Here is a 13,763-nt window from a genome sequence, read left to right on the forward strand (position 1 = left end):
GAGCAGCTCATCCCGGGTAATAACCCGATGCAGGTCGCCACCGGGCTCGGTCCACGACCAGAACTTCTCGCCCACGTCTTCGCCGACGAGGTCGGCAAGCGGCTCGATGACTACGACGCGGCCGCCCACCGAACCGACCTGGAATCCTTGACCCAGCTGGCCCGTGGGGTTCCGCTGTTGACCGGAGCACTGCGCACGATGCTGCAACAGCACCAGGTCGACAGTCACGGTGACTGCATGGCCTGTCCCCGGCCGCCCTGGCGCCGCCGGACCCGATGCCGGTTCCCGCTCGATCTCAACGCTCTCCTCACCGACCTGCATACCCTAAACGGACCCACTGGCAGGCACGCGCTCCGCCCGGGTTCAGAGCGCCCGTAGCCGGCAAGCACAGCGCCCGCCCGGTGTCAGCGGCAGACAGCGTCCTTCGAGGCGCCGGATTGGACTCCGCACCCGTCGGCGATCCGACGACGACTGTCGTTCTCGTCCAGACTGTCTCGGCACAGCCCGGCGAAGATCCGCAGATAGAGCTCGATGTGCTCCGAGTCCCGGAAGATCAGTAGCCCGCTGGGCTCTCGCGCCTCGACGAACACCATACTGCGACCGCGGGCGTCGGTGGTGATCGTGAACCGGTCCAACGGCTCTGGCGTGCAGGGAGCGGTCAGCGGACGAACCCGGACGCTGACCTGACGCTGACCGGCGTGATCGCGGAGACACGTTAGCTGCTCGGCCGCCGCCTCCGGATCGGCACCCCCGGCCTCCAGTCTCTGCAGCAGCTGACCAAGCGGCTGCTGGAGTCCGCGCTCAAGGGCGAGATCACCGATCACCTCGGCTATGACAAGCACGACCCGGCCGGCCGCGGGACCAGCAACTCGCGCAACGGCATCCGCTCGAAGACCGTGCCGACTGATGTCGGCCCAGTCGAGATCGACGTGCCGCGAGATCGGGACGCCAGTTTTGAGCCTAAGATCGTCGCGAAGCGGCAGAAGCGCCTTGGCGGTGTGGATGAGATGGTGGTTACGAAGCCCGCTGAGCAGCCAGATGACGGGCGAACGCTACACCCGATGTCCCAGTGTGAATGTGCTTTTGGTGGCGATGGTGGGGGAGTCGCACGGAGTTCTGCGGCCGGGGGCTGGCCGGATGTCGCGGTCAGACTGCTTCTGGAAGGAAATGAAGATCCTGAGATTCGCCGAGCTGGCGGGCTGAGCCGTCGGGTGAGCGGGAGGGGACTCTGAAGCAACTGGTGGCCGTGGCGTGCGAGCGGTACGAGGTCGTACTCCCGGCCAGGAGGAAGTCAATCGATCTTGTCGCCCGGTTGATGGCGGACGACCTCCGCTCGGCCCGGCCGTGGTCACCGCGCCGATGATTCGCCTCATGGCTCGGTTCGGGCCACCGAATTTGTCGCGCAGGCAATCGCGCGATCACTGCGTTCGACTCTCCCCGCGGTTCAATCCCCTCGCGGGCATGTGCGTAGTGCTCGGCGATTAGAAGAAGACTTAAATAGCTCTGGCATCAACTGAATTCGGCGGCGTCGACTGCCTCATCGCGGAACAGAGCTGCGCTCTCCATCTTGTCAATTGCGCGCGCCGACACGACTAGTCGACCTCGAATCCGAATGGCTGGAAACGAACCAGAGTCGATTGCGCGATACAATGTCATTGGTGACATGCGAAGGATTGCGGCGGACTCGGTGACGCTGTAGAAGCGCGGCTTCTCGGGTTGATCGTCTAAGTTTCTCATTGCTGCCTCGATCGAGTGAACTTACAGTTTTCCTGGTAAGGCGTCAATTTCGTGGATTCCTGGAAATTGAGTTAAGGGCCGCGTATTTGTCTGGAGTAGTTTTGCTCTCGTTTAATGTCGATCATCGATGAGACTTGCGCCCGCTATTTTGATGGCTGCTGTTTTTAGTGGCGTATTAGATCCGAGGGGCATGTGTCGGTGTTCGAAGGGATGACGCGTGGTGGCCGGTGACGTATGTCCATTAGTGGAGGCGTTGTGATCTGTCCGCGACACCCACAGTAAACGCCATTGGTTCTGTTCGCGTAGATGGGTGCGTTTTAGGCGTTCGTAGTTTGCTGCACCAAAGCTGGGCGTGTGGGGGGTGTACAGAATAGTGGGGGATTGGCCTCGGAGACGCGATAATAGGTCGTTAAGGGCCTTTGTGAGTTGCCAGCTGTCGCAGTCGCTGGGCCCGCCGCAGTAACGATGGGTGCGTTGGATGAGACCGAACTGTTCAGCTGCATCGCGAGCTCGGCGCACTGATTTCGGGTCAAGAAAGGACCTTTCGGCCCATGAGCGAATCGAGAGCGACCCAGACCGGGTGACGATTGCGGCTGCGAGGGCATCGAGAGCGGCATACAGTGTGGAAGGTTTTATGGAGATCTGCGTGGCGGGCGAACGCTGAAGATGCAGTGACGCTGTGATGCGGAGGAGCCGACGTGTTTGGGCGATCTGGCTCCCTTGGTCGTACATAGCGGACGCCGTCTGGGAACGCTGCTGAGTTCGAGTGGTGCGGCGGCGAGGACGGTGGGTGCGCGCCTCGTCGATCGCGGGCAGCCAACGCTCCGTGAGCCACCGCGAGCGGCCCAAGTGCCGTGCTTGTACGGGTGAAGCTTGTATGAACTGCTGCCATGCGGTCTCTTCTGGGAGATGCTGCTCGGCATCGACGATTGTGCGTGCCGGGGCCCAGATCCAGCGTTGCCAGGCTTGCTTGCCGATGTCGGCTGCCGCGGTTCCGGCGCGGTTCGCGGCGCGCCATACCTGATCGGTGGACCAGCCAGCGCGGGCCCGTGCGAGAGCGTCGCCGTATTCGCTTTCGGAGCGGCTTGCGGTGTGCGGTGATCGTGCACGGAAACGACGGGAGCGAGACCGATAGGCACGCCGATGTCGGCTTTGGGCGGGCGTGGGTAGGTCGCGTGCGTTCAGGGTGCCGTCAATGATCGGACAGGGGAGACCGAGGCGGTGCGGTGCTGTGATGAGACGAAGTGTGCTCCGGACCGTCGCTGAGATCGCATGGTGCCGCGCGAGCTGGGTGCAAAGTGTGCGCAGTTCGTGTCTTAGCTGCGCCGGGACGAGGGCGATGAGGTGAAGATGGCCGGGTCGGCCGGAGGAGCGGCGTAGCCAGGGGAGGCCGAGGCGTTCGCACCAGGAGACCAGGGCGTCGCCGAAGGCGTGTCCGGCTTCGGCGGGGGCCCCGTTGTCGCCGGGGTCGACGTCGATTCCGCAGGCAGCTGGGTGGAGGGTGCCGACTGTGGTGACAGCGTTTGGGGGCACATCGCTGACGTGGGCGGGGTGTTGTTGAACCGCGGCGACGGCCGTGTTGTCGGCGGCGATGTAGATGTACGGCGGGCCGAACAGTGCGGTGTCGAGGTCGGCGGTGGCGGGGCCTCGAGCCGATTGTGCCAGGCTCGACGACGAGCAGTTCACCTTCGGAGAAGGCCCCGTGGTCGACGCGATCGACACGGGCGCTCCGGTGCTGTGCTCGGCGCTGGAAGTGACCGCGCGCTGGCCCGGTTTCACCGCCGCCGCGCTGCAAAGGGACGTGCACGCGGTGTTCGCGTTCCCGGTGATGCTCGGCGCGATCAGCATCGGCGCGCTGATGTGTCATCGGCGGGCGGCCGGGTCCATGGGCAGAGCCGCGGTGACCACCGCTCTGGCGCTGGCCGATTCCCTCACCCCGGCGCTGCTGACCGATCCGGACGACTCGGCGGAGGAAGTATGGTCGCAGCATCTCCATCGGGCGGAGGTGCACCAGGCCGCCGGCTTCATCAGCGTGTTCTTGGACGTTTCGCTGGTCGAGGCATTGTCCCAGCTGCGGGCCTACGCGCTCAGTCAGGAACGCCCGATCGTCGAGGTGGCACGGGATATCGTCGACCGGCGCCTCAGGTTGCCACGAGACTTCCACCGTTCTTGACCTGCCCGAGGCCAGGACACAGAAACGGCCAACGGGCCGGGCGAGGACCTTGAGATGGTGAACCGGGACGAACGCTTGGCCGCTACCTTCGTCGAACTCGCCGACACCCTCGTGAGCGACTTCGATTTCGTCGAACTGCTGGACCTTCTCGCGACGCGGCGCACGGAGTTGCTCAGTGTTTCGGCCGCGGCGTTGCTGCTCGCGCCTCCCGGCACCGAACTGCGCCCGATAGCGGCATCGGATTCGGGCTACGCGTTGTCCGATGTGCTGGCCGTGGCCCAGCACGACGGTCCGGCCTGGCAAAGCCATCGCGACGTGACCGGCATCGGCCCGGTCGATCTGGACGGGGCGCGCTCACGGTGGCCCGATTTCGCCGAGCGGGCGGGCTACCGGGAGATGTGTGCCGTCCCACTGCGTCTGCGTGACGAGGTCCTGGGCACGCTACTCCTGCTGAACGTCCCTTCCGGGAAACTGTCGGCGAGCGACGTGCGGCTGGCGCAGGCGCTCGCCGACGCCGCGACGATCGGAATCCTGCACGAACGAGTCATGCGGCAGCAGGTCGATCTCGTCACCCAGCTGCACACCGCCCTGCATAGCCGCATTTTGATCGAGCAAGCGAAGGGAATCCTCGCCGCTCGACGCGACACCAGCGTGGACCAGGCTTTCGAAATGATGCGCGGCCACGCCCGCCGCCACCGGCGCCGCATCAGCGACATCGCCCACCACATCGTCAACACCAGCGGCGCACTGCCGACCTCCGAACATCCCTAGGACATGACCCGCGGGCTCACTGTCTCACTTGCCTCCGTTGCTCAGAGCGGGGAGAGGAAGACAGTGGCGGAGCGCGCCCAGCGGTCGTCGGGATCAGGCTATCGATCGCCGGTGAACGGGGTCAGGTCGTTCCAGAATGCGCAATGATGCTGGCGCGGGATCTCGGTGGTGAGTCTGCTGTCCCCCGCCGAGTTGAGCGACATGACGACGGGATCGGCCTCGGTGTAGCGATCCCAACGAGGGGTCCCGTCCACGGTCGGGTCGCCGGTCCGGGCGAATCCGGTCCACTGCGCGACCAGCTGGTCGGACAGCACCCGCTGATTCGGATTGAGCTCGACGCCGTCCGGGAACAGCAGGAGCCATTCGGCGATGTGATAAGCGCCGTTCGGTTTGGCCGGGTCGACGAAGAATTGCGGCGGGACGTCCGTGGCGTCCATCTGGTAGGCGTAGACCGGGATGTGCCGCGCCAACCGCGCGTTGTTGAGGGCGGAAGGGCAGACGGAGTTGGAGTCGGCCACGATGGTCCGGAAGGCGAGGAACGGGGCGGGCGCGGGGAACCGGGCAAGCGGATACGTGCCGCGGACCGCGGGCGCGTGCCGACCGTACTGCTGGCGCACCAGTTTCTCGTAGTCCTCCGTGGTCGACGCGGAAGGCAACTGGGTTTCGTCGCGGTCCACCCCGTGCATCAGTGCGACGTCGTTGACGCGCCCGGCGGCGAAGGCCTCCCCCGGCGACATCGGCAAGGTCTTTCCGTCCACGATCGGCGCGACCGTCCCGTTGTCGGGGTTCCTCCCATGATCCGCCTGCTTGAGCAACGTCGAGGCAGGCGCCTTACGCAGGCAGGCCGCGGCCTCGGCGACGTTGTGACAGCCGACGGCGGCGGCGAATCGCGCCCCGGTGCTCTGGGCCTGTTTTTCGGTGGGCAGCTTCGCTTTGCAGTCCTGCGGCTGCCACACCGTGTCCACGCCGAGCAGCGAGTTGTACTCACCGCTTTGGCTGATACCGCGCTGGAACAATCCCGCCGAGGCCGGCGAGACCGTGTGGGCGCAGACGCTCGATCCACCGGCGGAAGCACCGTAGATCGTCACGTTGCGCGGGTCTCCGCCGAACCGTGAGATGTTGCGCTGCACCCAGCGCAACGCGGCCTGCTGATCCTGCAGCCCGTAGTTGCCCGCGTGCGCGCCGAACGCCTCGTGGGCCAGGAAGCCGAAGATCCCGAGGCGGTAGTTGACCTCCACGCTGATGACGTTGCCCGCCGTCACCAGGCGGCTCGCGTCCTGCGGTTTCCACAGCAGGAACCCGCCGCCATGAATCTGCACCATGACCGCGAGCGGGCCGGGTCCACGCTTGGCAGGCACTCGGACGGTCAGATTGAGGCAGTCTTCGTCCTCCGAACCCGGGCCCGTGCCTGCCGGTTGCGCGCATTGGTTGCCCTCGGCGGTCGCCGGGAAGGGCTCGGTCCACGGAACCGGCCGCCGAGGTGGCCGCCAGCGCAATTCCCCCGTCGGCGGTGCGGCGTAACGGATCCCTTGCCACGATGTGACCTCGGCGCCCGCGACACCGCACACCGGGCCGTCGTCGGTCGTCACCGTGGTACCCGGCGAACAGACCTGTGCGGCCTGCTTCGTTTCGCTCAGGCCGACGGCCATGGAGGCCGAGCCGGCCAACGGCGTCACCAGCACGACAGCCGCCATGACGGCGGCCACCTTTCGGTCGAGTCTCATCCGTCCTCCTGCCGAACGAAAGACCTGTCGGCGCGGGCAACGGCGGCCGCCGGCGCCCATCACCGTTCCTTCAGTCTGGCCACACCGTCGGACGGCGCAACCACCGTTCGGTCGCGCCGGAACTGTCAAAACCCAGGCGATCATGGTCTTTGACCGCATTCGTCTCGCCTCGCGACGACAGGCAAGATCGTGGTCCACTATGGACAGGGCGGCTGCGGGCACACGACGGGCGCGGCCGTCGTCGTTCACACCTCGCTTCTCACGGAGTGCGGCGGCCGGAACTCACGAGCACCTTCATGACCAGAGGTGTGCTTTCCCCGCCGACCGGGTAACCGCCGCATGACCGTGTGCCCAGCCGAAGGACGCCAGATGAATGACAACACGCAGCCGAGCGACACTCCGAGCCCGGAGAAACCCCGCGAAGACTGGGCGACCGGTGATGAGCCGATGACTGGGCCTCAGCGCTCCTACCTGCGCACTCTCGCCCAGGAGGCGGGCGAGACGATCCCGGAGTCCTTGACCAAAGCGGAAGCGTCGGAGCTGATCGACCGGCTACAGGACCAGACCGGACGTGGGCACTGACCCGCCTTCCGCCGCCGTCGATGAGTCTCCAGCAGCAGTGGTGCGGTAGTTTTCCCCAGGACGAATGTGATACAACTCACGTCTGATTTGTCCGATTCCCGGTGTCTCCCCCACCGGCATGCTGCGAGCGCGAAGCACTCGACAGCAAGGAGAAACGCATGGACGACGATCAGGCGAATACGCGGTTCCCCATGCCGCGCGCAGCGGACCGACCCTTCGACCCGGCACCCGAGCTGACGCGGCGAGCCGCGGAGGATCCGGTGTCACGGGTGGAACTCTGGGACGGCGAAACACCGTGGCTCGTCACCCGGCACGAGGACGTGCGCACGGTATTGGCCGATCCCCGGGTCAGTGTCGACGCCACCCTGCCCGGCTTCCCGCACACCAACGCGGTGAGCAAGGCACGCGACACGACGATGAAGACGTTGATGCAGATGGACGCGCCGGAACACACCACCCATCGACGGGTGCTGGCCCCGGAATTCACGCTGGGGAAAATGGAGGCTCTGCGGCCACGGATCCAGCGGATCGTCGACGACCTGATCGACCGGATGCTCGACGGCCCGAAACCGGTCGATCTGGTGACGGCGTTCGCCTTGCCGGTCCCTTCTCAGGTGATCTGCGAACTCCTCGGGGTGCCCTACGCCGACCGGGGCTTCTTCCACGACGTGGCCCGCACCCTCGTCATGGACGAGGCCGATCCCGGACGGGCCATGGCCGCCAGCGAGGAGCTCAACGCCTACCTGGAACGGCTGGTCACCGGGAAGAACGCCGAGCCCGGCGAGGATCTGCTCAGCACGCTGGCCGTCGAGCGGTACCGGACGGGCGAGATGACCGCGCGGGAAATCGCCACGCTGGGCCAGCTGCTTCTGGTGGCCGGGCACGACACCACCGCGGCGATGATCGCCCTCGGCACGGCCGTGTTGCTGGCGAACCCGGACCAGCTCGCCCTGCTCCGCGACGCCCGCATGGCAGCGGCAGGAGTGGAAACGCCGTTGAGCGACTCCCGGTCATCTTCTCGGCAGGTCATCGTCGGCTGGAGCGGGGCCGTCCGTCACGCCGTTGCTTGACGTACACCGAGTAGCCGCGATCGATGATCGCCATGTAGCCGCACTTGAGCGCGGGTCCCGGCGTCGCAGACATCGGCCAGGACACCAACTCCGCTTGTGAGAGCGTCGAGTGCATCGGCTTCGCGGACCACCTTCTCGCGGGCAGCGCGACGGGCGCTCCCGACCGAGTTGCCGGGCGACGGCGGTGTCATCGACAACGGTCGAGCATGCTCGACAATGCTGTCTTCTCCGGCACGGTGATCGACAGCCCGTACCCGGCTTTGACCACGATCCAGTCGGTCGCATAAGTACACCAGAACGACACCAGCGGAGGCTTCCACTGCTCCGGCGCCTTGTCGCCTTTCTCCCGGTTGACGTTGTCGGTCACCACCAACAGCTGTGGGCGGGTCAGATCGTTGGCGAACTGCTCCCGCTTGGCCTGGTCCCACGACTTCGCGCCACTGACCCACGCATGAGCCAATGGCACCACGTGGTCCACGTCGACATCGGAGGCTTTCCGCGACGTCTCACCGTCGTAAGTGCTATGCCATGAGCCGGACACCGGAGCGCATCGCTCATCGACCTCGACGTTCTCGCCGGCACGCTTCAGCACTTCCTCCCGGACGTTGCAGCTGCCGGACACTGTCTTCCAGTGCGGGAACGTCTTGTCCCGGTCATACCCATCCAGATTCCCGCGGACCGCGACTTGCAACGTCCCCAGCAGCTTCTGCGCCTCGGCCACGGGAACGGAAGGTGCCGATCCGGCGACCGGGCTACCGCCCGGAGCCACCGGCGTGGCGGGGGGTACCGCACAAGCGACCATCGACGCGAGCGACACAACGGCCACCGTCGTCCGCGCGATCCCCCATCGGACGGCTCGCCCCTCCCCGACCACGTCGCTCCCTCTCCGTCGAGACCCAGCTTGTGCACCTAGTGGGAGCAGTAAACGGGAATCGCGACTCTGGCGGGACCGGCGAACAGCGCACCTTGCCTCCGCACCTCCATGGCGTAGTGGCGGTCTCTCACGCTACGAGGCACCGTTATCGGCCGCGTCGACTACTAGATGTGTGACTCCTGTCAGATGGTCTGCTCGGCGAGATCCGCCTTGCCCATGACCAGCGGCGCGGGATCGCCACCCACGTCATCGACCAGCTCCGCCACCACCCAGCCGAGCCTCCCGCGATCTGCTGAATGCTCACACCTGCCGTTCTGAAACTCCCACAATCGGCGAGGCCACAGCATCGTCAAGCCGAAACATCAGGGTCGGCCTCCTACACGCGACATGCACCCCGCCGCCTCGAACGAGTAGCCGACTGGGCCATAACCGGGGTGAACTCCGACGTCGGATACATCGGCCCGGTGATCACCGTCCAGCCTGGGACGGCTGACCCCTACTACGCCTCGCCATCGACGTCGAACACGACAGCCACGTCCAGACCGGCGACACCACCGCGTTCCTGCTCGCCCGCGGACCCGACCCGCTCCGGCGCGCAACGGCGTCACGGCCGCCGAGGAAGCAGAAGCCCGAGGGCACTGGCTCGCCGCCGACGTCATGCACCGCTGGATCAGCCACAACACCACACCCCCTTCGGCCGAGGAACCGGGCACACTGCACTTACTGGTGGGTAGGCCAAAGATGGCATGCCCTCCCGCAGGTCCGGACCGGCTACCGGAAGCCGTACGAGAACAAGGGTGTCCATAAAGGACACTCTCTAGCGGCTAAGTGTCCGAATCGGGCAGTATGCACGTTTTTTCAGGGGGGCGTGAGTGCTAAGTGGTGTTCTAACCCTAATCAGCACTCACGACCCCACCCCGAAACCGCACACACAGGCCTGAATCGGACACGGAGTTGGCTGATAGCGTCCCTTGTGGACGGAGAGAACTTGACTGCAACCAAGTACCGAAGGCCCCCTTCGCTACCTTCAGGGTAATAGTCTCATTTGCCGTCACCGATCCGATCGACGAGCTCTCCTGCGTGGCGAAGACTCGGATCGACACGTGACGCGCCTTGCGGAAGAACGCCTCCGGTCGAGGCGCCACCGACCCCTCCACCGACTCATGGGTGAAGCCAAAAAGAGGCAAGATCACGGATTCGTGGCCTGCGCCGGCCGCTCGGCCACCCCGAACTCGTCCGCACCCGACTTTCGGACCTACAAGTCGGTGCGCAGGGACCTCTACCGTGTTGTGGTCTAGACCTCTGAGGAGAGGAGCACTACGATGAAGTTTTCCCGCTCCGCCGTCAAAGTCGCGATACTGACCGCCGTGCTCGGCACGGTCTCGGTGTTCACCGCCGTCCCCGCCGTCGCGCACGGCTCGATGGGCAACCCGATCAGCCGGATCATGCAGTGTTTCCAGGAGGGTCCGGAGAATCCGCGGTCCGCCGCGTGCAAGGCCGCCATCGCGGTGGGCGACAGCTGGCCGATCTACGACTGGGACGAGGTCAACATCGGCGACGCCAGCGGCCGCAGCCGTGAGATCATCCCGGACGGCAAGCTGTGCAGCGCCGGCCGCGGCAAGTACAAGGGGCTCGACCTGGCCCGCAACGACTGGCCGGCGACCACGATGCCGGGCAGCGGCCCGTACACCTTCCGGTATCAGCTGACCGCCGCGCACGAGGGCACCTTCGAGTTGTACGTCACCAAGCCGGGTTACGACCCGACGAAACCGCTCAAGTGGTCGGATCTGGAAAACACTCCGTTCTACAAGCAGGACAACCCGCCGATCGTCGGCAACACTTACCGGCTGCAAGCGAACCTGCCCGGCGGGCGGACAGGCAGGCACCTGATCTACTCGATCTGGCAACGCCACTGGCCCGACTCCGGCGAGGCGTTTTACTCCTGCTCGGACGTGATCTTCAACTGACTGCACGACCCGGCCGGCTACTGCGATCAACCGCTAGCAGCTAGCGGTGCGAGTATGGGACGATGAGGACCCTCTACTGACGGTGTGCGATCTTGAGACGCCGATTACGCCGCACGATCGATGTGGCTTTCCCACATCGGTCTCCGGCCGAGTCGACACACGACCCGGCTGTCCGAGGACGGGCCATCCGGCGCCGGCTCTCATTGCGGTCTAGCAGCAGGAAGCGTGTGATCATCCACCGAAGACCCGCTACCGGTAGCTGCGGTACTTCTGCAGCAGAACGAGCTCCCCAAGCAACGGGGTTCTCGTGGGCATAAGGCTGCTTCGCCAGCCCATCGTCTCGAATTTCGGGGGTCGTTGTGCGGCGAGACCGACTGGGCGACACCGCGAGTGCAGCACCGGGCAACGCTGGCTGGGTTCCACCGGCCGATAGCCGGCGCAGGCCCTGCGTGACCACGATGCGCAAGCTGAGCCTGACGGTCCTGGCGACGTCGGCAATGGGCTACGTCCTCATCGTTTGCTGTGAGCACCCCCCTCGACAGGGCGGACAAACTCGGTTTTCCTCGCGTCCCGAGCTCACGGTATGGTCGAAAAGTGTTCGCCGGGTGAGCCGCGAGGCGCGTTGTGGCGGCGCATGCTGGGCCTGATCGTCAGCTCGGCGTTGACGGCAAGTGTGCTGACCGGCTACCCGGCAGTGGTCAGGTTGGTCGCGTCGCGCGGGAGTGGAGTGAAGACCCACTGAGCGGGTTGTTCCTGGCGGTGTCTCTGATGCGATCGCCGTTGCTGCTCGTTCTAACCCCGATGCTAGCGTTGGCGGTGCCCGCGAGTACTGGTGGCCGGGGAGCAAGCGGGCCGGGTGTTCGCGGTGTGGACAGTCGTGGCCGGACTGAGTTTGCTGGTGCTGCTGACCTCGCCTGGCGCGATCGTCCCGCATGCGACGCTGGGCGCAACCGTCGCCCCGACCGCCGGGTTGGCCGTCGCGCTCATTATGGTGATTACAACTCGCGATGCGACGCCCGAGTCCGACGGAACAGACGCGTGACAACAAGATCTCTGTCAGCCGAGGTGACCGGTTCGTACTCGCTGTTGACAACGACGATGTCCGCGCACCTGATCTCGAGCGGGCGCGGGTGACGGATGTCAGCGAGGTGCGCGCGAGTCGCCCAGGCAGAACCGCCTTGTGGTTCGTCGTCGAACTGCCGGTGGTGGACGGGCTGGCCATCGCCGGCCAGCTGCGTGGGCATGGGTGCGGCACCAAGGTCGTCGTCCTCAGCGCCCTCGACAAGCCCGCAGTGGTGCGAGCCGCGCTGAGCAACAGCGTGCAGGCGTTTCTGCCGAAAGGTGTGTCGATCGACAAGCTCGTCGAAACGGTTCGGCGGGTGCATGACGGCGAAACCGTTATTGGTGCCGAGCTGATCTCGGCCGCCCTGTCCGGCGAACTGAACCCACTGACCAGTCGCGAGCGGGAGGTACTGACGCTCTTGGCCGGCGGCGAGACGGCCAAAGAGGTGAGCCGCGAGTTGCACATCGCAGTGGGTACGGTGTCCAACACAGTGACCCGAATACTGCAAAAGCTGCGGGCACGCAACAAGGTGGATGCCATCCGGATAGCCAAGGAAAACGGCTGGATTTAGACTTCCCCAACGGCATGTCTCGATTCAGGATGATGCTGACGAGCACACCCGTGGCATCCGTCACCGGCACGTCGGAGATGCGGAACCGCCGGCACCGTGCGCCGACGTCGGCAAGCGTCTCATTCGGCGAGCAAGTGACAGGGTCGGACCGAGCCGGCCTCCGAGCGCTCCCCGGTTCGATCTGCCGAGCGTGATCCTCCGCGGAGAGGTGCCGGTGCAGAACGCCGAGGCTGCCTTTGCGCGGGCGGCGGCCGGCGCCCCGATAGGGCGGTCGCGGCGAGCCGATTCGCAGCTGCGACGGACAGATGTCGACCCAGCTGGTCGAACTTTTCACGCGTGGTCGTGAACTTTTCCACTACCCTTCTCAGTACACCATCTTGTATCTTCGTTATCCCGCTGCTAGTTCTGCACATACTCGAGGAGTCAAGTGAACATCAAAAGATGATGAAGACAGCAGCGCTGACGTTGCGATCCTTACTTTGCTGGGAAGCCTGACCGTCGAAACCGCGTCGGCCGAGCCGAAAACGCCGAACGAGCGCGTCGCCCAGGCGAAGGCAAATAAGTACACGCTTCAGCTGGTCGCGACGAATGACCCGACCGCTCACTTCCACATCACTTTCGACAAGGCATACCGGCTGGGCACTTCCCGTGGCCACCTACAGGTCCTTGACGGCGCCCGGCACCGTCATCGAAGACGTGCCACCGGCGATAGCCGTCAAGTCCGGCGGGACGGTTACTGGAGAATTCACCGTCCTGGGGCCCGAGAAGTTCAGATTCACCGTCAAGGAAGGAGACAGGGCCCGCTTCAACTGGAGCTCTTTTTGGTGCGGTACAGCTGCTACGATTTCCGGCGCCGCAGGAGGCGCATTGCTCGGCGGTCCCGTCGGAGCAGGGTTCGGCATCGGTACCGGCATCGCTGCCGCCGCGACCTGCTGACGACACAAGTGTGAGAGTGCACGCATGCCGAGACGTAGAAGGTTATTCAAACATTCACTTTTCCTTCGAATGGGCAAATCCGACTCGAAGGTCGAGAGGATCACATCCTGGGCCGCTCTCGCTGCGATAGCGATCGCAACGTTCCTCCTGGCTTCGGGTATCATTTCTGCAAAAATCGCGGTCCCCGTCTTTGTGGTGGCAGCTTTACTCTCGACGGTCTTTGTGTCTTATTGGTTCATCAAATCAGGATAGAAACATCGACAGGCCACTACTCCGTGGATTTTCTGGCCGCGGA

Annotated in this window: 13 protein-coding genes and 2 pseudogenes; 8 read left to right on the plus strand and 7 right to left on the minus strand. The window is 65.1% G+C overall.

Annotation, left to right across the window (positions count from 1 at the left end):
• Positions 1 to 228: pseudogene (locus AVL48_RS39780) on the minus strand (hypothetical protein); the annotation flags it as partial.
• 176 nt (positions 229 to 404) lie between these two features.
• Entirely contained in the window at positions 405 to 842 is a 438-nt protein-coding gene (locus AVL48_RS39020) for a Scr1 family TA system antitoxin-like transcriptional regulator (protein WP_061982824.1), read from the minus strand.
• Here AVL48_RS39020 and AVL48_RS40055 point away from each other — a divergent pair.
• A pseudogene (locus AVL48_RS40055) lies at positions 744 to 1,019 on the plus strand (transposase); the annotation flags it as partial. The gene AVL48_RS39020 and the pseudogene AVL48_RS40055 overlap by 99 nt on opposite strands.
• Before the next feature lie 490 nt (positions 1,020 to 1,509).
• On the opposite strand, the gene AVL48_RS40535 reads toward AVL48_RS40055, so the two are convergent.
• Complete coding sequence (locus tag AVL48_RS40535) at positions 1,510 to 1,737, minus strand: helix-turn-helix domain-containing protein (RefSeq protein WP_074038129.1); 228 nt, start codon at positions 1,735 to 1,737, stop codon at positions 1,510 to 1,512.
• Positions 1,738 to 3,373: 1,636 nt separating this feature from the next.
• Here AVL48_RS40535 and AVL48_RS13625 point away from each other — a divergent pair.
• Together AVL48_RS13625 and AVL48_RS13630 are read left to right on the plus strand one after the other, a co-directional pair.
• Positions 3,374 to 3,910 carry an ANTAR domain-containing protein gene (locus AVL48_RS13625; RefSeq protein WP_143105020.1) on the plus strand — a complete coding sequence of 179 codons (537 nt, stop codon included), beginning with the start codon at positions 3,374 to 3,376 and terminating at the stop codon, positions 3,908 to 3,910.
• A 54-nt stretch (positions 3,911 to 3,964) separates the two neighbouring features.
• The gene (locus AVL48_RS13630) at positions 3,965 to 4,681 is read left to right on the plus strand and encodes a GAF and ANTAR domain-containing protein (RefSeq protein WP_061982822.1); all 717 of its coding nucleotides are present in this window, start codon (positions 3,965 to 3,967) and stop codon (positions 4,679 to 4,681) included.
• Positions 4,682 to 4,779: 98 nt separating this feature from the next.
• Here the strand turns inward: AVL48_RS13630 and AVL48_RS13635 are convergent, their stop codons facing one another.
• Positions 4,780 to 6,405: a carboxylesterase/lipase family protein gene (locus AVL48_RS13635; RefSeq protein ID WP_061982821.1), complete on the minus strand. Its 1,626-nt coding sequence runs from the start codon at positions 6,403 to 6,405 to the stop codon at positions 4,780 to 4,782.
• A 369-nt stretch (positions 6,406 to 6,774) separates the two neighbouring features.
• Between AVL48_RS13635 and AVL48_RS13640 the strand changes: the two genes are divergently transcribed.
• Positions 6,775 to 6,987: a DUF3072 domain-containing protein gene (locus AVL48_RS13640; protein ID WP_061982820.1), complete on the plus strand. Its 213-nt coding sequence runs from the start codon at positions 6,775 to 6,777 to the stop codon at positions 6,985 to 6,987.
• A gap of 158 nt (positions 6,988 to 7,145) precedes the next feature.
• Entirely contained in the window at positions 7,146 to 8,057 is a 912-nt protein-coding gene (locus AVL48_RS13645) for a cytochrome P450 family protein (RefSeq protein WP_244162381.1), read from the plus strand.
• Between the two features lie 187 nt (positions 8,058 to 8,244).
• On the opposite strand, the gene AVL48_RS13650 is transcribed toward AVL48_RS13645, so the two are convergent.
• Positions 8,245 to 8,859 carry an HNH endonuclease family protein gene (locus tag AVL48_RS13650; RefSeq protein WP_082857640.1) on the minus strand — a complete coding sequence of 205 codons (615 nt, stop codon included), beginning with the start codon at positions 8,857 to 8,859 and terminating at the stop codon, positions 8,245 to 8,247.
• Positions 8,860 to 9,113: 254 nt separating this feature from the next.
• Positions 9,114 to 9,284 carry a hypothetical protein gene (locus AVL48_RS39025; RefSeq protein ID WP_156515767.1) on the minus strand — a complete coding sequence of 57 codons (171 nt, stop codon included), beginning with the start codon at positions 9,282 to 9,284 and terminating at the stop codon, positions 9,114 to 9,116.
• A 969-nt stretch (positions 9,285 to 10,253) separates the two neighbouring features.
• On the opposite strand from AVL48_RS39025, the gene AVL48_RS13655 reads away from it, so the two are divergent.
• From AVL48_RS13655 to AVL48_RS13665, 3 genes are all read left to right on the plus strand, one after another.
• Positions 10,254 to 10,898, plus strand: a complete 645-nt coding sequence (locus AVL48_RS13655; protein ID WP_061982818.1) for a lytic polysaccharide monooxygenase auxiliary activity family 9 protein — start codon at positions 10,254 to 10,256, stop codon at positions 10,896 to 10,898.
• 877 nt (positions 10,899 to 11,775) lie between these two features.
• Complete coding sequence (locus AVL48_RS39535) at positions 11,776 to 11,940, plus strand: hypothetical protein (protein WP_169812900.1); 165 nt, start codon at positions 11,776 to 11,778, stop codon at positions 11,938 to 11,940.
• 88 nt (positions 11,941 to 12,028) lie between these two features.
• Complete coding sequence (locus AVL48_RS13665; protein ID WP_158070213.1) at positions 12,029 to 12,532, plus strand: response regulator transcription factor; 504 nt, start codon at positions 12,029 to 12,031, stop codon at positions 12,530 to 12,532.
• 434 nt (positions 12,533 to 12,966) lie between these two features.
• Here AVL48_RS13665 and AVL48_RS39030 read toward each other — a convergent pair whose 3' ends face one another.
• Positions 12,967 to 13,188: a hypothetical protein gene (locus AVL48_RS39030; protein ID WP_143105019.1), complete on the minus strand. Its 222-nt coding sequence runs from the start codon at positions 13,186 to 13,188 to the stop codon at positions 12,967 to 12,969.
• Positions 13,189 to 13,763: the final 575 nt, after the last annotated feature.

This window comes from Amycolatopsis regifaucium (genome assembly GCF_001613935.1).
In the GTDB taxonomy this organism is placed as follows: Bacteria; Actinomycetota; Actinomycetes; order Mycobacteriales; family Pseudonocardiaceae; genus Amycolatopsis; species Amycolatopsis regifaucium.